Annotated in this window: 16 protein-coding genes; 9 read left to right on the top strand and 7 right to left on the bottom strand. The window is 43.5% G+C overall.

The window, feature by feature from the left end; translation table 11 throughout:
* Positions 1-167: 167 nt before the first annotated feature.
* The gene (locus R8O70_RS13155) at positions 168-3,329 is read left to right on the top strand and encodes a chitinase C-terminal domain-containing protein (RefSeq protein ID WP_318184201.1); all 3,162 of its coding nucleotides are present in this window, start codon (positions 168-170) and stop codon (positions 3,327-3,329) included.
* 97 nt (positions 3,330-3,426) lie between these two features.
* Here the strand turns inward: R8O70_RS13155 and glgC are convergent, their stop codons facing one another.
* From glgC to R8O70_RS13135, 4 genes are all read right to left on the bottom strand, one after another.
* Positions 3,427-4,644 carry a glucose-1-phosphate adenylyltransferase gene (glgC, locus tag R8O70_RS13150; protein WP_025767797.1) on the bottom strand — a complete coding sequence of 406 codons (1,218 nt, stop codon included), beginning with the start codon at positions 4,642-4,644 and terminating at the stop codon, positions 3,427-3,429.
* A gap of 537 nt (positions 4,645-5,181) precedes the next feature.
* On the bottom strand, positions 5,182-6,930 hold the full coding sequence (locus R8O70_RS13145; RefSeq protein WP_064369262.1) for a formate--tetrahydrofolate ligase: 1,749 nt from the start codon (positions 6,928-6,930) through the stop codon (positions 5,182-5,184).
* A gap of 236 nt (positions 6,931-7,166) precedes the next feature.
* Positions 7,167-8,471, bottom strand: coding sequence for an inosine/guanosine kinase (locus R8O70_RS13140; RefSeq protein WP_005376376.1), 1,305 nt, complete (start codon positions 8,469-8,471; stop codon positions 7,167-7,169).
* A 233-nt stretch (positions 8,472-8,704) separates the two neighbouring features.
* Positions 8,705-9,175 (bottom strand): CreA family protein, encoded by a 471-nt coding sequence (locus R8O70_RS13135; RefSeq protein ID WP_005397614.1) that lies wholly within the window; start codon positions 9,173-9,175, stop codon positions 8,705-8,707.
* Positions 9,176-9,320: 145 nt separating this feature from the next.
* Between R8O70_RS13135 and R8O70_RS13130 the strand changes: the two genes are divergently transcribed.
* Positions 9,321-9,830: a hypothetical protein gene (locus R8O70_RS13130; RefSeq protein WP_017634184.1), complete on the top strand. Its 510-nt coding sequence runs from the start codon at positions 9,321-9,323 to the stop codon at positions 9,828-9,830.
* 195 nt (positions 9,831-10,025) lie between these two features.
* Positions 10,026-10,694, top strand: a complete 669-nt coding sequence (locus tag R8O70_RS13125) for an HAD-IA family hydrolase (protein WP_318184200.1) — start codon at positions 10,026-10,028, stop codon at positions 10,692-10,694.
* A 430-nt stretch (positions 10,695-11,124) separates the two neighbouring features.
* On the opposite strand, the gene R8O70_RS13120 is transcribed toward R8O70_RS13125, so the two are convergent.
* Positions 11,125-12,555 (bottom strand): methyl-accepting chemotaxis protein, encoded by a 1,431-nt coding sequence (locus R8O70_RS13120; RefSeq protein ID WP_025767793.1) that lies wholly within the window; start codon positions 12,553-12,555, stop codon positions 11,125-11,127.
* 314 nt (positions 12,556-12,869) lie between these two features.
* Here R8O70_RS13120 and R8O70_RS13115 point away from each other — a divergent pair, with 314 nt between their 5' ends.
* From R8O70_RS13115 to R8O70_RS13105, 3 genes are all read left to right on the top strand, one after another.
* Positions 12,870-13,043 (top strand): hypothetical protein, encoded by a 174-nt coding sequence (locus R8O70_RS13115; protein WP_170889895.1) that lies wholly within the window; start codon positions 12,870-12,872, stop codon positions 13,041-13,043.
* 81 nt (positions 13,044-13,124) lie between these two features.
* Positions 13,125-13,727 carry an ACP phosphodiesterase gene (locus R8O70_RS13110; RefSeq protein WP_053303599.1) on the top strand — a complete coding sequence of 201 codons (603 nt, stop codon included), beginning with the start codon at positions 13,125-13,127 and terminating at the stop codon, positions 13,725-13,727.
* A gap of 67 nt (positions 13,728-13,794) precedes the next feature.
* Positions 13,795-15,054, top strand: a complete 1,260-nt coding sequence (locus tag R8O70_RS13105; RefSeq protein ID WP_005376383.1) for a DEAD/DEAH box helicase — start codon at positions 13,795-13,797, stop codon at positions 15,052-15,054.
* Between the two features lie 27 nt (positions 15,055-15,081).
* Here the strand turns inward: R8O70_RS13105 and R8O70_RS13100 are convergent, their stop codons facing one another.
* Both R8O70_RS13100 and R8O70_RS13095 read right to left on the bottom strand, forming a co-directional pair.
* Positions 15,082-15,870: an EAL domain-containing protein gene (locus R8O70_RS13100; RefSeq protein WP_017634180.1), complete on the bottom strand. Its 789-nt coding sequence runs from the start codon at positions 15,868-15,870 to the stop codon at positions 15,082-15,084.
* Positions 15,871-16,057: 187 nt separating this feature from the next.
* Positions 16,058-16,690: a hypothetical protein gene (locus R8O70_RS13095; RefSeq protein ID WP_005376385.1), complete on the bottom strand. Its 633-nt coding sequence runs from the start codon at positions 16,688-16,690 to the stop codon at positions 16,058-16,060.
* A 183-nt stretch (positions 16,691-16,873) separates the two neighbouring features.
* Between R8O70_RS13095 and R8O70_RS13090 the strand changes: the two genes are divergently transcribed.
* The 3 genes from R8O70_RS13090 (at position 16,874) to R8O70_RS13080 (ending at position 18,396) form a co-directional block, all read left to right on the top strand.
* Positions 16,874-17,116 carry a DUF2164 domain-containing protein gene (locus R8O70_RS13090; protein WP_042520836.1) on the top strand — a complete coding sequence of 81 codons (243 nt, stop codon included), beginning with the start codon at positions 16,874-16,876 and terminating at the stop codon, positions 17,114-17,116.
* A gap of 174 nt (positions 17,117-17,290) precedes the next feature.
* Positions 17,291-17,830: a cytochrome b gene (locus R8O70_RS13085; RefSeq protein WP_005390157.1), complete on the top strand. Its 540-nt coding sequence runs from the start codon at positions 17,291-17,293 to the stop codon at positions 17,828-17,830.
* Positions 17,827-18,396 (top strand): YceI family protein, encoded by a 570-nt coding sequence (locus tag R8O70_RS13080; protein ID WP_017634178.1) that lies wholly within the window; start codon positions 17,827-17,829, stop codon positions 18,394-18,396. The genes R8O70_RS13085 and R8O70_RS13080 overlap by 4 nt, the downstream gene beginning before the upstream one ends.
* The last annotated feature ends 82 nt before the right edge of the window (positions 18,397-18,478 follow it).

The following is an 18,478-nucleotide window of genomic DNA, read 5'->3' as shown; positions in this document are numbered from 1 at the left end:
TTGCAATCATTTAGTGGATTGTTGCGAGGCGGTGTGGAAAACTCGTAAATAGATAGTGTGAAATCATCAACTTGTACTTAAGTTATTTTACGTCGAAATAAAAGTATAGATGCGCTTCGTTTAGCGCATTTAGTATTGTTTTAACAATAACTTAAGGAAGAGCGATTATGCACCTTAAAAACGGCAACGCAGTGAAAAACGTGTTCACACTAAGCACACTCACCGCTTCTTGTCTTATGGCCTTCAATAGCTACGCAGCAGTTGACTGTGCCCCTCTAGAAACTTGGCAATCATCAAAAGTTTATAACGGTGGCGACCAAGTTCAGCATGAAGGTAATGCTTATAAAGCGCGTTACTGGACGCAAAACAACAATCCAGCGCAATCTGGTGAGTGGGGCGAGTGGGAAACACTTGGCGCTTGTGATGGCACTGGACCGGTTGATCCACCTCAGAATGAAGTCCCGACGGTTACTCTGACATCGCCTTCTGCGTCGGCTTCTGTGACTGCGGGTGATGTTGTTAACCTAGCTGCAGATGCGGCAGATACTGATGGGACTGTTAGCAAAGTAGAGTTCTTTGTTGATGGTGTATTAGTTGGTCAGGCAACGTCTGCGCCGTATGCTGCATCGTGGACAGCAACTGAAGGACAGCACGAGTTCTCTACCAAGGCCTATGACGATGCAGGTGCCGTTAGTACGGCAAGTGTTGTGACGTTAACTGTGGCATCAGCGCAACCTGGTAACGAAGCGCCGACAGTGGATGTCGCGCTTTCTGCGAGCTCTATTGACCTGGGTGGTTCCGTAACACTGACTGCAAATGCTACGGATGCGGATGGTACCGTTGCTAAAGTTGATTTTTATGTTGCAGGTGTGCTTGCTGGCACTGCTACAACAGCGCCATACACGCTGGATGTAACCCCTTCACAAGCTGGCTCATTAAGTGTTTATGCGAGAGCAACCGATGATGCTGGAGCAACAGCAGATTCTGCAATTGCGACGTTAACAGTAAACGGCGGCGCAGTGACATCTAATTGTCGTCCTGATGGTCTTTATCAAACAACGGGTGTAGATGTTCCTTACTGTTCTATTTATGACGAAGAAGGCCGTGAGAAAATGGGGGCTGATCACCCACGTCGTGTAATCGGTTACTTCACCAGTTGGCGATCAGGTGACGACCCACAATCGACTTACCTTGTTAAAGACATTCCTTGGGAACAACTTACTCACATTAACTACGCGTTTGTGAGCATTGGTTCTGACGGCAAAGTAAACGTTGGCGACGTAAATGATCCTAACAACCCTGCTACAGGTAAAACTTGGCCAGGCGTTGAGGTAGATCCTGCTCTTGGTTTTAAAGGTCATTTTGGTGCACTAGCAACTTACAAGCAAAAACATGATGTTAAAACGCTAATCTCGATTGGTGGTTGGGCTGAAACGGGCGGTCACTTCGATACGAACGGCGATCGTGTAGCTGATGGTGGCTTCTACACCATGACGACGAATGCGGACGGTTCTATTAATCATGCTGGTATTGAGAAGTTCGCAACTTCTGCCGTTGAAATGATGCGTCAGTACAAGTTCGATGGTCTGGATATCGACTATGAATACCCGACGTCAATGGCTGGTGCTGGTAACCCTTACGACAAAGACTTCATGGAACCACGTCGTCAGTATTTATGGGCGTCTTACCAAGAGCTGATGAAAGTATTGCGTGAGAAACTTGATGCGGCATCCGCGCAAGATGGTATTCATTATATGCTGACTATCGCAGCACCATCTTCAGGTTACTTGCTACGTGGGATGGAAACCTTCGATGTAACTAAGTACCTAGACTACGTAAACATCATGTCTTACGACTTGCATGGGGCTTGGAATGATCACGTTGGTCATAACGCGGCTTTATTCGATACAGGTAAAGACTCTGAGCTAGCGCAGTGGAACGTATACGGCACTGCTGCATACGGTGGTATCGGTTACTTGAACACAGACTGGGCTTACCATTACTTCCGTGGTTCTATGCCAGCAGGTCGTATTAACATTGGTGTTCCTTACTACACCCGTGGTTGGCAAGGTGTTACTGGTGGTGAAAATGGCCTTTGGGGCCGAGCAGCACTACCAAACCAAGCAGAGTGCCAACCGGGCACAGGTGAAGGTGAGAAGAACAACTGTGGTCACGGCGCTATTGGTATCGACAACATGTGGCATGATACCGACCCTAAAGGAAACGAAATGGGCGCTGGTTCTAACCCAATGTGGCATGCTAAGAACCTAGAAAACGGTATATGGGGCTCTTACGCAGCTGCTTACGGTCTTGACCCAGTTAATGATCCTTCAGATAAGTTTGTTGGTACTTATACTCGTCATTACGATAGCGTTGCTGTAGCACCTTGGTTGTGGAACGCGGAGAAGAGCGTATTCCTATCTACGGAAGATAAAGCTTCTATCGAGGTGAAAGCCGATTACGTTATCGATAAAGAGATCGGCGGTATCATGTTCTGGGAACTAGCCGGTGACTACAACTGTTACGTACTGGATGCAAAGGGTAATCGTACGGAAGTAGATGCAACTGAACAAGCTTGTGCGGCGGGTAATGGTGAATACCACATGGGTAACACTATGACCAAAGCTATCTACGACAAGTTTAAGTCTGCGACGCCTTACGGTAACAAAGTAGCGACTGGTCCAACACCAACTGAAGCAGTAGACATTACTGTTAGTGTTGGCGGCTTCAAAGTTGGCGACCAAAACTACCCAATTAACCCAAAAATCACGTTTACAAATAACACTGGTCAAGCGATCCCTGGCGGTACTGAATTCCAATTCGATATCCCAGTATCTGCGCCGGACAACGCGAAAGACCAATCAGGTGGTGGTTTGAAAGTGATTGCTTCTGGACATACTCGAGCAAACAACATTGGTGGCTTAGATGGCGTAATGCACCGTGTGTCGTTCTCTCTACCAGCATGGAAAGACTTGCCGGCGGGCGGCACTTACGAGCTTGATATGGTTTACTACCTACCAATCTCTGGTCCGGCTAACTACTCAGTGATTTCTGGTGGTAAAGAGTTTGCGTTTAAGTTTGAACAGCCAGATCTACCAATTGGTGATCTCAATGCGGGCACGGGTGGTGGTACCACTGAACCAGGTACGTGTGATACGACAGGTTTAGTGACATACCCAGCTCTGCCACAAACGGATTGGGCAGGTAATCCAAGCCACGCTAACCAAGGTGATAAGATCATCCACAACGGTGTGGTTTACCAAGCGAACTGGTGGACAGCGGCTGAACCGGGTACAGATGGTAGCTGGTCAACGGTATGTAACATCTAATTATTATGGATTATTTGTTATAGCCTAATGTTTACGGGCACTTAAACAAAAGCGCACGATGATTATCGTGCGCTTTTTTGTTGTGATAGTTTGTCGTTTAATCAAATTGGTAACTTTCGGGTATGACGACAATACCTTTGTCTGAGATTTTAAATCGCTTCGCATCTTCAAGTTTGTTGATGCCAATTTGAGTATGTGGCGGAATACGAACATGTTTATCAACTATGCAGTTGACCAACTGACTTCCTTCACCGACTTCTACGTCATCAAAAATGATGGAATCGACTACCGTTGCACTATCTTGAATGCGTACATTAGAGGAAATAATGGAGTGCTGTACCGAGCCTCCGGAATTGATGACACCGGTAGCAATGATGGAGTTAATAAAAATGCCTTCATTACCCGTGGCCGACGATACAGTACGAGCTGGTGGAAACTGCGGTTCGTAAGTACGAATCGCCCAATTAGACTGATAAAGGTTCATTGGCGGCACAGGTTCTAGTAGATCCATATTCGCTTCATAGAAGGAATCAATGGTACCCACGTCGCGCCAATAGCAATCTTTATCGACGCGCCCTTTACTGCCACAGAATTGATAAGCGTAAACGGATTCGGTATCAATTAGCTTAGGTATGATGTCTTTTCCGAAGTCATGGCTTGATGAATCGAGTTTTGAGTCTTCTTCAAGCGCTTCTTTCAAAACATCCATATCAAAGATATATATTCCCATAGAAACAAGGCTTCTGGTCGCGCTTCCAGGAAGAGTAGGTGGGGTTTCAGGTTTCTCTATAAACGAAGTAACGAGCCCGTTTTCTGTAGTGCCCATTACACCGAATGCTGAAGCATCCTCTACGGGAACATCCATACAGGCAACGGTGAGCTTAGCACCTTTCTCTTTATGCTCTTCAAGCATTGCGGCGTAGTCCATTCGATAGATATGATCGCCGGATAACACAACCACATACTTTGCATCATTTCGCGATAGCAACCACATGTTGTGATAAATCGCATCGGCGGTTCCTTCATACCATGCACCACCTTTGCGCATTTGTGGTGGAACAGCAGTAATGTACTCGCCTAGCTCTGGATTGAATATCGACCAGCCGTCTCGTAAGTGTTTTTGAAGTGAATGAGATTTATATTGGGTTAAAACAAGGATCTTGCGTAAACCCGAATGTAAACAATTGGTTAGTGTGAAATCTATAATTCTATATTTTCCGCCAAAAGGTACGGCTGGCTTGGTTCTGTCATCGGTGAGTGGGCTGAGTCTAGACCCCATCCCTCCTGCTAAAATTACGGCGAGTGCGTCTTCCATAGTATTCCCTTTCCCTTTTCTGACATGCATCAAAACGGTGCTAACCTGAAGGAGGTGGTATGCAACGCAGAGGTTTTGAAAAGCATGTGCTAATGTGCTTATTAGTGAAAAGTCTACTACAAGAATCGAGCCATAGAATATCTCCTTAAAAATCAAGGAGGTTAAAATTTCACTGTAAGACAACTGCACCATATTAGTGAAGTGCTAAATAACCCGTGCATCAAATTGGCGCAAAATTGTAGAAAGGAGAAGTCAACAAGTATGGATTTACAATGTAAAGTGGCGACAAAACAAGAAGATAAATAGGGTTTTCTAGCTTAATAACTATGGCCAAACAAGGCTTAGGGTTAGCGTCTTAACTCTAAAGGTCTAAAACAGGCGCGTTGATGTAAGGCAGGAGAGCTTTGTATCAACGATTCAAGAGTAGAAGGCCTGAGACAACTCTTTTCACAGTTGTTGAGAGTGAGTGGATAGGTAAGTAGACCACTCACTCAATGAATATGCTCACTTCACTGATAGCGATACGTTATCACTGCACTAAGAGAGACCGACGATATTTCCTTCATCATCAAGATCTAAGTTCATAAATGCGGGTTTATCAGGTAAGCCTGGCATCGTCATCACGGTACCAGATAATGCATAAACGAATCCTGCACCCGCACACAAGCGCAGCTCGCGGATTGGGACGGTAAAACCAGTTGGTGCGCCTTTGACTGCGGAGTCTGTGGTTATCGATAGTGGTGTCTTCGCGATGCAAACCGCTAAGTTGTTAAAGCCTAATTGCTCAAAATGTTTGAGCTGTTCAGTCGCGATAGGAGTCATTTCTATATTGGTTGCTCCATAGCCCGCTTCACATACTGCCATGAGCTTTTCGAGTAATGATTGCTCTTTGTTGTATAACGGACAAAACTCTACAGGCGTGGTACACGCATCAATAACATGTTGAGCTAGTTCCGTTGCGCCTTGTCCGCCTTGCGAAAAAGCGGTGCTGATGGCTACTTTAACTTCGGGATTAAATTGGTGAATCAGATCTTCAAGAGCTTTAAGCTCTTTCACACAATCTTGTGGAAACTGGTTAATGGCAACGACAGCAGGTAAACCGTATTTATGAACGTTATTTATGTGCCATTTTAAATTTTCAAACCCAGCCTCCAATGCTGCTTGGTCCGGATTAAAAATGGAATCTGAAATAGCCATACCTGGTCGTAAATCATAGTGTCCGGAATTCGCTTTGAGGCCGCGTAATGTTGCTACGATCACTACACAGTCCGGGGCTTTGTTGGCGGCAGCAGCTTTAATGTTACACGCTTTCTCAAATCCCATATCCGAACCAAAACCGGCTTCAGTTACCGTGTAACCTGACAGTTTTAGCGCAATATCGTCCGCGATAATGGATGAATTTCCATGGGCGATGTTTGCAAATGGACCTGCATGGATCAACGTAGGAACACCTTCTAGAGTTTGCATCAGTGTTGGTGCAATCGCCTCTTTTAGTGTTACTGCCATTGCTCCTGCAACTTGTAGGTCTTCCGTAGTGACGGGGTTTCCGTTCAAATCGTACGCTACGACAATTTTCCCAATACGTTGACGTAAATCTTTTAAATCTTTGGCTAGTGCAATGATAGCCATTAACTCAGAAGCGGCTGAAATATCGAACCCTTCGTCACGCTCGAAACCATTGATGGTTTTTCCTGCATCATTGAGGCCAATTTTGACTTTACGTAGTGCACGATCATTATGGTCCATCACTCGTTTCCAAGTAATACTTGCCGTGTCGATTTTAAGTGCTCTTAACCCGGTGCGTGATTCAAAGGCATCATAACCCTCGCGTTGCTCATGGAACAAGCGAGCGTCAAGAGCGGCTGAAGCAAGGTTGTGCGCCGCTGTCACTGCGTGAATGTCACCAGTAAGGTGTAAGTTTAACTCTTCCATTGGAGCTACTTGAGAATAACCGCCGCCCGCTGCGCCACCTTTAATACCGAAGACGGGTCCCATCGAAGGTTGCCTTATACATGCAATAACAGATTGATTAAGCTTTGCTAAACCTTGCGCCAGTCCTATCGTCGTAACGGTTTTTCCTTCGCCAAGAGGAGTCGGCGTGATCGCAGTGACGAGTACAAGTTTACCGTCATCATTTGCTTTGAGTCGTTCCAAACATTTTGGGTGGACTTTGGCTTTGTGCTTCCCGTGAGTGTCATACTCTTCGGGCAATAGTCCTACTTTTTCCGCGATAACATCAATAGAAGAAAGTGGTGTGTTTCGGCAAATTTCGATATCTGACTGCATGGAGAATCCCCAAAGTGGCACACAGGTAGCGTTGAAAAACTACCTGAGTTATAACGAGTATTATTGTGAGGCAAAGGTCTGCTTGGTGATGGTACTGTTTCGGTTAGGCTTGTAAAGAGTTTACTGCTTCGTATTGTGCGACATACTAACAAAATCTACTCGTTACAGTGCTAGATAAAAACAAAAAGGCCACCAAATGGTGACCTTGATATATTTTCAGCTTTAAAGCTGTCGTTTTAACGATCCCAATAAGTCTCTTCTAAGCTATCTTCTCGTTCAGGAAGCGCTCGCGATAGGCGAGGAGAGTGCTGCGTCAACACTTCATAGCTTACTCGGTTTGCGTATTTACAAATCTGAGAAAGAGAGGAGTAGGTTAAGCATCGTACTTCGTGCTTTTCTGAGTTAGGCACTTCTTTTTGGTGGAAAGAGTTTGCTGCCATGTCATGCAGTAAGGCTGAAAGGGCTGCATCACCTGCACCATTAGTGTTCTTAATCTCTAATGGTCCACCAAGGTAAGGGCCGATGTGAGAGTAGACCTTCATTGGGTTTTGACAGTCTTCTTTACGCATCGCACGACTAAACTCGTACTGGTTAAAGGCTTCGAGGGAGCTTTCAAGGATGTCGTGTGTGGTTTCTCGTTTTACTTTCTCGTCGGTGTAACCAGCCATGTACAGACCATTTGGTCCTGCCGTACAAAGTACGAGATCAACCCATTCAAGTGCTTTATCAGCAGCTGCTAGCGGCTCTGTTTCACCTGTTAGCGCCGCACCTTCTTCTTCATTCATAGCGACAACAGAAATGTTTTCGCGAATGTATTCTTGCCACCACTGTGCGTTACCTTCGATAACGTACTTCGTCCCTAACGTAAGTACAACAGGGACATCGTGCTTCTTAGCAAAGTCGATCGCTCTTTGTACCGCTTTAGGCATTGGATCTTCTTCTTTACCACGCATTAGGTAAGAAGAAACAACCAGGGCTGATGCTTTCTCAAAGATCTCTTCAGGAATGCTTTCCGGAAGTAGTTGATTCATATGACCTTCGTTGATAGCAAATGTACGCTCACCGTCTTGAGAAATTAGGGTGTAGCAGCGACCAATAGGGCCATCTACCGTTTGTAAATGGTTAAGGTTCATGCGTGAAGACGTACGGCAAAGGTAGCGGTAAGCAAAAGAACCGACTTGAATGTTCTTAGACATCACACCGAGCAAAACGGATTTGCTATCGGCTAAAACTGAGTAGTTGTGAAGAGTATTGCCAATCGTGTCACCTGGGTATTGGTGTGTGATCAGGCCTTGCTCAACCAGTTCTTCGTAAAGAGCATCTGCTTTGCTTTCTTCAAGAACGAGCGAATGTCCTTTACTCAGGTTGTATTTCTCTAAAAACGCGTCATCTACACGTGCTTCGATATCTACAATGGTTTGACCGACACCAACAATAGTTGGGCGATATAGCTTAGGTGCCTGTCGGATTTGGTTTACTAATGGATCTCGAGCGTGAGTTGGGAAGTAGTGTTTAGATTTACGCTGACCAGGAAACTTCATGCTTGTTCTTGAGTGAGAAAAAAAAGAGGCGGGATTGTATCACAAAAAAATGAAAATCGTGGCGATTTATTACAAAGAAGTCTGCTCGCTGAAAAAATCAGCGAGCTGAGTAAATAGCAACCAAAGCAGCTGCAATTTATGACGCTTGTCGTATTGCAATGGGTTGTTTTTTAAACTTGTTGCTCAGCAGCGCCCGGAAAGAGCCTGCTCCGCGCTAACTAAATTTACCCGCGTTACTTTTTCACTTCAGTTGGCTCAACGTAAGCCTTGGTACCCCAAAGTGGGACTGTCGAAAGGCTATGTTTAAAACTACCATCGGTCTCTTTTGTTGTATAAGACAAGTAGAGTAAGGTTTGGTTATCGGCATCATAAATACGGCGAACCTTCATTGTTTTGAAGAAAATGCTTTTTGACTTCTTAAATACAATTTCACCGGACTTACTCTTATCTATTTTTGCAATCATTTCCGGTGTGATTTCGCCAGTCTGACGACATGATATTGAGCTATCACTTGGATCTGCTAAGCTGAAATCCGCTTCGATAGAGGCGATGTGACATGTGACACCTGTTACCACCTCGTCTTTCAACTCACCGACTTTGATGTCTTTCAAAGTAAACCAACCGAGCCCCACGTCAGCAACATCGTTATCTGAACAACCAACTAGAGTAGTAGCAAGCAATGCACTTAACAGCATCTTTTTCATTATTTTTGTCCTTAACTAGGAAAGATATTGATGAAATCTATCAGAGGTTTGCACCTAAAACAAAATTTAGCCACGGAAAGGTCTATGTGCGCTAGGTTTGTTGCGGGCTTCATGCTAATGTACTGCTCTAAACGAAGGTATCAAGATGAATGAACAACAGTTAGCCAGTATCGAGCGTAAAAATACATGGCTGTATGATCTGGTCGAAGTTGAATTTCCGACACCAGAGAGTTTGAAAGGGCGCGATGTCTATTTCAAAACGCTAGAAAAAGCAACGTATCAAGTAGTCGACAAAGACACACTACTGGAAAGTGACTCTGAATTTAACCCCGACGACATTTTTCTGGTCGATTTTCATCGACTGACCATTATGTTCTCTATCTTGCAATCTCAGCGCTGGGAACAGCAGCATGATAAAGATATGATCATTGAATATCTGACACAGATTATCCTCACGCCAGATTTTGAATTATATGTTGGTTTTAAATCTGGAGTCCCAATTGGTGCTGCTATTGTTAGCCATCTCGAAGGAAATACACTCATCTCTGATGTTGCTGTTTCTGAATCAAAATACAAAAGCTCGTTTGTGGCTGATCTGGCTAAAAGACTAAGCACCGAGCAAAAACTGTTAGACTCAGTGGTTATCGAAGACTAACTTACACATCAATGTGCATAAAAAGTAAAGCAAGATGACGTTGGGTGATCTTGCTTAGAAAAACTGTAATTGCTCCCTTCTATTTCCATGAAATGCCAAGCTCGTCGTTTCAACAATCCCAAACTCAAATAAGATTAATCCAAACATTCTTAAAATCAGCTTGGGCTTGAGCCTTTAAGACGTCTGGAGATGGCTATGGCAATTACCAATATTAAGTGCGTGATATTTGACTGTGATGGTACGTTGGTCGACAGCGAAAGACTGTGTTGCCAAGCGCTCGTCAACGTATTTAACCAGCATGGGGCTGCGTTAACGATGGAAGAGTGCGTTTCTCACTTTAAAGGAGGAAAGCTCGCTGACATCCTTTTAGATACTAAAGAATTGAAAGATATCAAAGTCCCAATTGATGTTTTAGAGCCGCAATACCGAGAAGAAGTCCAGTCTCTTTTTGTGCGTCACTTACAGCCGATGGATGGCGCAAAACGATTAATTCAGTTTTTGGATTCGCATAATATCGAATATTGTGTGGCGTCTAATGGACCTAAAGATAAAATTGAATACGCTTTGGAGTTAACCGGTTTACTCGATGCTTTCCGAGGGAAAGTGTTCTCGGCATTCGATGCGAATAGTTGGAAGCCTGAGCCCGATTTAATCATGTACAGTGCTATGAGCATGGGCTTTTTACCAAGTGACTGTCTTTATATTGATGACACGCCTAAAGGAGTTGAGGCGGGACTAAACGCCGGTATCAAAACGGTGCAGTTATTTAATGGTGAAGCTATCAATCTTGTTGATGACGAGCGTGTAATTCGCATCCATCATTTAGATGAATTAAAAGAGCAGCTGTGTGGCTGCTCTGTTTGACCTACTAATGGCAAACCGGACTCAAGCTGTGGATGTGCTTAAGTTTAGACTGTAGGTAAGGCGTTTGATGTAGACATTGGATAGATGAGAAGTTTTTTGTATGAAATCCGCAAGCAGCGCATGTGAATTTCTCGCCATCCGATGAAATGAGATATTCATCTCCTTGGCAGAGTGGGCAATTCAGGTTCTCTATGTCTTTTGTGTCTTTGTAATTATTCATATTGTTTTCCAGCAGCAAATTGGAATTGGCAAGATCAAGCATAGCGGAACGCTTTGTTTAAGAACATTATTTCATCGGGTACAGCGAGAACTTGAGATTCACTTCAAATATCCACTTGGATGTCGTAGAAAATATCGAAGGTAATAGTTGAACACGGTTTAAAGAAAAGGGCTCCTTAAGGAGCCCTTGTTGATCATAAGCCTCACAACGTTATGCGGTGCGGTAGCGTTGTAATATCTCACCAAGAGAAACGGAGGCTTGCGTGAGATTAGCGACGCCAGCGGTAGATTGCTCCGCCACTTCTCTGATTGTGCTTGATTGACTACGAATTTCTGAAAGTTCCGATGCAATATCGTTAGCCACTGCGCTTTGTTCTTCAGCAGATGTGGAAATCTGAATGCTCATGTCCATTAATGAGCGTGCTGACTCGGCAATAGAGGTAACATCATGGCCGATTTCATCAATAAGCTGGCTGCTGGTTTGAGCTTGCTGAACGGTTCGGTTGGTGATTGAAGCAATGTTCTGACTCTCTATTTGAAGCTTCTCAATCATGGCTTGAATCTCTACTGTTGCCTGTTGAGTTCTGCTTGCTAATGTACGTACTTCATCGGCAACCACTGCAAATCCACGACCTTGTTCACCAGCACGGGCTGCTTCGATTGCTGCGTTTAGTGCCAACAGATTAGTTTGTTCTGAAATGGCGTTAATCGTTGTGATCACGTCATTAATCTGCGTCGTATTCTCGTTTAAATTGGTTACTGACGTAGAGGCTTGTTCAATATAGCTAGATAACGTCTCTATCTCGCCAATCACGTTTTGTACACGGCTTCTGCTTAGTTCGATCTTCTGGGCATCTTGGTCTGACTGCGTCGTTGCTTGTTGAGAAATACTTGATACCTCCTTTGCAGAGGCTGTCATTTCTTCCATTGCCGTCGCGACTGAATCAAGCGTTTGATATTGATGAGATATCTGGGTTTCACTCAACTGCATATCTTTTTCGAATGCAGAAGATGTCTCGCTCAACATCGTTGCATTATTTTTAACACTATTAACCAGTTCACTTAAGGTATCCATAGACTTGTCTAGCGCACAGCCGATGGTACCGAATTCATCTCGACCAGGGTGAAAACCAAGACGAGAGGTTAAGTCACCGTCACCAATTTTTTCGGTTGTTGTATATAAAACCCACAGAGCTCCTCCGATAAACGTTGCCACCCAGTAAGAGAATAGGGCAAAAGGAATAACCCATAAGAAGCTGAGTAATAGTGACGATAGAGCTGATGATTTTACCGATTCGTATTGTGTGGACACATTTTGAGTCAGCTTAATCACTTCTCCAGAATGCAACTTGGCATAAGCGGTGACAGACCCATCGACAAAAGAACTCTCGCTTACGCGGTTCGATTTCGATACGCCGTCAATTTCTGTAGCGCGGTTTGATTGAGCATCAACGATACCAGAAAGCTTCGCTTCGCTCGCCGAGATGGCTTGCTGCTCAAATTGTTGTATTTCATTGAAGTAGCGGCTTCCAGCCACTGAAGTGAGGGCTACTAAAAACAGTAGGAATATAACCCACATTTTGTCGTTGATAGACATCTTGATAAACAGCCTGTCTATCGTTCTAAACTCAACTTCTCTCATTTAAAGCTCCATTAGAGATAAAAGATATTGACCAAATCTATTGCTATATCGAAACAAAATATGCGAAGTTAATCAGCAAAATATGTAACGAATACTAAATTTAGTTTAAGAAATGAGATCTAAGGACGCCTATAACAGTATGTTATATCTTTAAATTGACATGAATGTTGATAAAAGAGTCATTTCTCTAAAGTGTTAAGCGGATATGAAATCTAATTGCAATCGTTTACTTTTGATTATGCTCATAGGTTTTTAAATCTTTACTTCTCGCTGTCATGAATGTGTCATATAAAGACTATAAAAAGGAGTTGCTGATGTGGATATGGCAAGAGCCAGGCCGTCAGCAAGTACAAGCAAGAGAGCTTAAAATAAAGGAGGTCACAATGAGCGACCAATACCAAAACGATGAGAGCCTAGAGCTGCTAGATGCGCTTGAAATTGGCATTATCTTGTCGGAATACGTTGGCTCAGACAACGAAGCCGAATAGCGGAACACTCTCATCTCGTCGTAATTGACGTTATACTAGGTTCATGTCACACCAAGCCCTAGAGGCCAAAACTGGCGTCGAATGAACTTTCTAGCCCACCTGCATATCGCAGAACACAGTAACAGCCATTTATTGGGAAACTTGCTTGGAGACTTCGTAAAAGGAGATCCAAGCAAGCTGTATGATCGCGATATCTCAAATGGCATCAGATTACATAGATTTGTTGACCGTATTACTGACCATCATCCAATCGTCAACGAATGTAAGCCTCATTTCACTGGTGTTGCGAGACGTTTTGCACCTATCGCTTTAGATATGTTTTGGGATCATTGCCTCGCAAAACACTGGAACGACTTTCACTCCGTGTCTCTCGAACACTTTGTAAAAACGGCATACGAGAGAGTAAACCGAGAGGTTCATGAACATTTGCCGCCACGTTTTTTGGTGCTCCACAGCAGAATGTGGCATGGCCGATGGCTTCAATCCTATCAAGATCTAGACAATATAGAATTTGCACTACATCGGATGTCGCAAAGAAGCCCTAGAATGGCAGACTTAACCACAACATTTAAAGTGATTGAAAGTGATTACACCGAATTAGAGGAGAAGTTCTCGTCACTTTATCGAGATGTTTTGCGCCAGTCGTATGATTTTCAGCAACAGCTTAATGACTCAACTCAATGAGATAGAAAAGTAGTATGGCTTTAGGGGCTCTGGTAAACTCTGCGCTCCAAAAATAATGAGGTTACACATGTCAGTTAATTTTGCTGATTTAGGCATCGAACAAAAGCTAATCGAGACGCTAGGCAATCTAAATATCGTGACGCCAACACCAGTGCAAGAAAAGTCAATTCCACACGTCCTTGCAGGAAAAAACTTACTTGCTGCTGCACAAACTGGTACGGGAAAAACGGCTGCGTTTGGTTTACCTATCATACAAACCGTTCAGCAAAAGAAACTTAACGGCACACCTCAAGCATTGATTTTGGTTCCAACACGCGAGCTTGCACAGCAGGTATTTGATAATTTGAATCAGTACTCGGCAGAAACAGAACTTCGCATTGTGTGTGTTTATGGTGGTACAAGCATTGGCGTACAAAAGAGAAAGTTAGAAGAGGGCGCTGATATTTTGATTGCCACGCCAGGCCGCCTTTTGGATCACCTGTTTAATGGTAACGTAAACATCTCTAAAACCGGTATGCTCGTGTTAGACGAAGCCGACCGTATGTTAGATATGGGATTTTGGCCTGACTTGCAGCGCATCTTCCGACGTTTACCTGCAGAGAAACAGATCCTATTGTTCTCTGCGACATTTGAGAAGCGAATCAAAACTATTGCGTATAAACTCATGGAATCGCCAGTTGAAGTCGAAGTTTCACCAGCAAATACGACTGCTGAAACGGTAACACAAATGGTTTATCCAGTGGATAAAAAACGGAAACGTGAATTGCTAGCGTACTTAATTGGCTCGCGGAATTGGCAGCAAGTGCTGGTATTTACAAAAACGAAGCAAGGCAGTGATGAGTTAGCGAAAGAGCTCAAGTTAGATGGCATCAAAGCGGTTTCTATCAACGGCGATAAATCACAAGGTGCCCGCCAAAGAGCTTTGGATGAATTTAAACAAGGTAAGGTACGTGCTTTGATTGCAACCGATGTGGCAGCACGAGGGTTAGATATTCAAGAGCTAGAACAAGTCGTGAACTTTGATATGCCATTCAAAGCAGAAGATTATGTCCATCGAATTGGCCGCACTGGAAGAGCAGGAAAGTCAGGTTTGGCGGTTTCTCTGATGAGTAGAGATGAGGAGTACTTGTTGCAAGCTATCGAGAATCTGCTTGATCAACGCTTACCCCAAGAATGGCTGGCAGGTTTCGAACCAAGTCTTGTAGAAGAAGTTGAGCCTGAACAAAATGGGGGTGGGCGTCGTCGTAGTCGTTCATCTGAGAAGCGTAAGCTAAAAGCAAAATTGGCGATTCATAAGAATCGTGGTAAATCACGTAGCTCTCGCTAAACCGCGCAAACTTTTGCTCTTACATAGTCAGGCTGTTTTTGCCTCTTCATAGGCGTCTAACGTTTGGGGGATAGCAAGTAGGTACCCTTGATACATATCGAAACCGAGCTTTTTCATTAAGCGAAGTTGATGCTCGGTTTCAATTCCTTCGATAACGGTTTTAGAGCATAACGCTTTTGCGAGTGATAATGCATCGTTAAGCGCTTTAAAATCACCGTTTTCATACCTTAGCAATAAAGAGCGATCCATCTTGATTATATCTGGGCAAACGCTTCTCACTCGCTCAGTTGTCGATGCATTGACGCCATAATCGTCAATCGCTAATTTAAATCCTTCAAGACTTAACTCCCGAGCAGCTTGAGACAAAGAGAGTTCATCCTCCACCTTCAATTCAAGTAACTCCATGACGATTTGTTCATTCATCAAATGCGATTCATAAATGGTTTGTTTTAGCAGTCGGTTATACGTGATGTCTTTGACTAGTATCTCTGCCGCTACCGGTAATACATTGAGAAACAATTGTTTTGTGTGAAAACGAGACTGAGAGAAATTTTTGATATGGATTAGACGACTTAAGCGTTCAACATTGAGCAAATCTTGAGTGGGAGTCGCTTTGGATTGGAAAAACTGATCTGGCCTAACCATGTTGCCATTGGCATTGCTAATTCTTACCAGTGCTTCAAGGCCAACGATGGAAATATCGTTCTTATATATGGGTTGAAAGACACTGCGGAGAGTGAAGTTCGCGTATTTCGCAATATACTGCCCGTCGGCTTGTTTCCGGATGCAACTAAGTAGTTGCGAGATGCTCATCATTGTTACCACAACCTAAATCAATGTCTCAACATCAGCGTTATCGCGCTAATTTTTCTATTTCATTGGCAATGAATCTAAGTGTGCTCATTAACTCAAGCAAGAACGATGGTAATGGATGGGTAGGTTTGTCGAGTGACATCAAACAAATTGATGAAATAATTGATAATCTCAGCACTTCAATTTGATGCTACCATTGCAGTACGGCATACAACTGCAAATATTTTCTGACTAACTGCTGTTTGTTCGAACGCCGTAAAGGATGCCCAAACTTAATGTAACAAGGGCTAATACCGAATCGAGTGTCCAACGATTGCGTGAGTTGCGACTCGCTGGTGTACAGTGTGATTCCTTGTTCTGTGTATTCGTTGATCTGATCGGGTAGTTCACCCATCCACCAATGAAGCAATTCTCGGCTCGTTTTGCTGCGACTTATCCAATGATCGCAAACCAAAAAGAGTAGGTCATTAGGCTGTAAGGCATAGCCATATTCACTCTGCCATTCCGTAATTGATGAGAGTAAGTTTTCCCGGCAAGATTTTCCGGCACTGACCATATGGTGACTCAGAACCCAGACAGTGCCAATGTCGGATGAAATTCGATAGTGATGGGGAAGGTCTGGAGAATCCAACACTTCGATTGGCTTTATCACGCAGTTGTATCCAAAGTGACGAAAAGTATGTTCCATCCTTCTTGAAAACGCGAGACCAAGATGATGCTCACTCATGCCTTGGTTATGCACCGCAGGGTAATGCTTTTCACACAGCTTAAGACAGTCGTCTTGAAAATCATTAACACTTTGAATAACTAGGTCGAGTAGCAAAGAATATCCCTTAATAATTACAAAACGAACTGCAAAAGGTTAGCATAGTCTTTTGAGAATAGACTAATTTACTTCGGCAACTTCTTGATCTAAACACCAAATTTCTCACAAATGACCGTGTCTAATCTTTAATAGAGCAACACGAAAGAAGCAGAAGTTGAACAAAAATTTGAAAGGGAAAAAATGATAAAGCTAGAACGCGCACAAAAAGAGGCGTTGGCCACCGCCATTCAAGATTACATGCAAGACGAGCTAGATGTTGAAATTGGCCAGTTCGATAGTGAGTTTCTAATTGATTTTATTACAGAAAAACTAGGACCAATTTATTATAACAAGGGTGTTGAAGATGCTAAGTTACTGGTTGAACGCAGAATGTTAGAAGTTTCCGAAGAGCTGTATGAGATAGAACAAGAAATTAAGCTGTAAGTTTCAGTTTTACAAACGATTTAAAGTTCCTTCAAAAAATTCGAACAACTTGATAGATACGGCACCATTGGCTGGATGTAAATGATGGTAAATAATCTGTTTCATATGACGTAAATAGGTTAATGTAGTGTTTCTTGCTCAGCATTAACTTAGGAATATATCTAGGAACTTGAGATGGATACACTGGTAAAGAATTACAACCTTACTGCACGCGTGATGCATTGGTTATCAGCGCTGTGCATTATTGGTCTATTTGCAGTGGGTTTGTGGATGGTCGATCTTAGCTATTACAGCGAATGGTATCGAACTGCGCCGCATTACCATCGCTCTGTCGGTATTTTACTCGCTATTTTAACTTTGGCACGCATCGTATGGAAACATGTGACGGCGTCACCAAAGGTAGAAGGCAAACGTTACGAAGTGCTTGCTGCTAAAGCAGCGCATGGTGTCATGTACCTACTATTGGTCACCATCTTTGTTTCAGGTTACCTCATTTCAACGTCTGATGGACGCGGCATCGAAGTGTTTAATTGGTTCACCGTGCCAGGAGCGGGAGAGTTATTCCCAGGCCAATCAGATATTGCAGGTGAGATTCACTTCTATGCAGCTTGGGCAGTCATCCTGATTGCAGGTTTACATGCTATTGCTGCACTAAAACACCACTTTATCGATAAAGACAACACATTAAGAAAAATGTTAGGAGCTTCAAAATGAAAAAGTCACTTTTCGCTACAGGATTAGCTATCGCTATGGCACTGCCATTTGGTGCGCAAGCTGCAGATTATGTCATCGATACCAAAGGTGCTCACGCTTCAATCAACTTTAAAGTTAGCCACTTGGGTTACAGTTTCATCAAAGGTCGTTTCAATACATTTTCTGGTGACTTTTCTTTTGATGAAAACAACATTGCTGACTCAAAAGTAAATGTTGTTGTTGATACAACCAGCCTAGATTCAAACCATGCTGAACGTGACAAACACATTCGTAGTGGTGACTTCATCGATGCTGGTAAATACAGTGAAGCAACCTTTACGAGCACAAAAGTGGTTGATAAAGGCAATGGCAAACTAGATGTAACTGGTGATCTAACGCTACACGGTGTTACTAAGCCTATTACTATTGAGGCTGAATTCGTTGGTGCTGGCAGTGACCCATGGGGCGGCGAGCGCGCTGGCTTTGTTGGCAACACTCGCCTAGAGCTTGCTGACTTTGACATCCCAGTAATGGGTGCTTCAAGCTACGTCGATATGGAACTTCATATCGAAGGTATTAAGAAGTAATTAGTTCCTTTTAGATACACTAAAAGCGCTCTTCACTTGAAGAGCGCTTTTTTATTATCTTAATCACATCACTAACATCGAT

The sequence above is a fragment of the Vibrio sp. 779(2023) genome, from assembly GCF_033344285.1.
In the GTDB taxonomy this organism is placed as follows: domain Bacteria; phylum Pseudomonadota; class Gammaproteobacteria; order Enterobacterales; family Vibrionaceae; genus Vibrio; species Vibrio alginolyticus.
The sequence above is the reverse complement of the archived record's forward strand: the minus strand, read 5'-3'. Positions and strand labels throughout refer to the sequence as shown.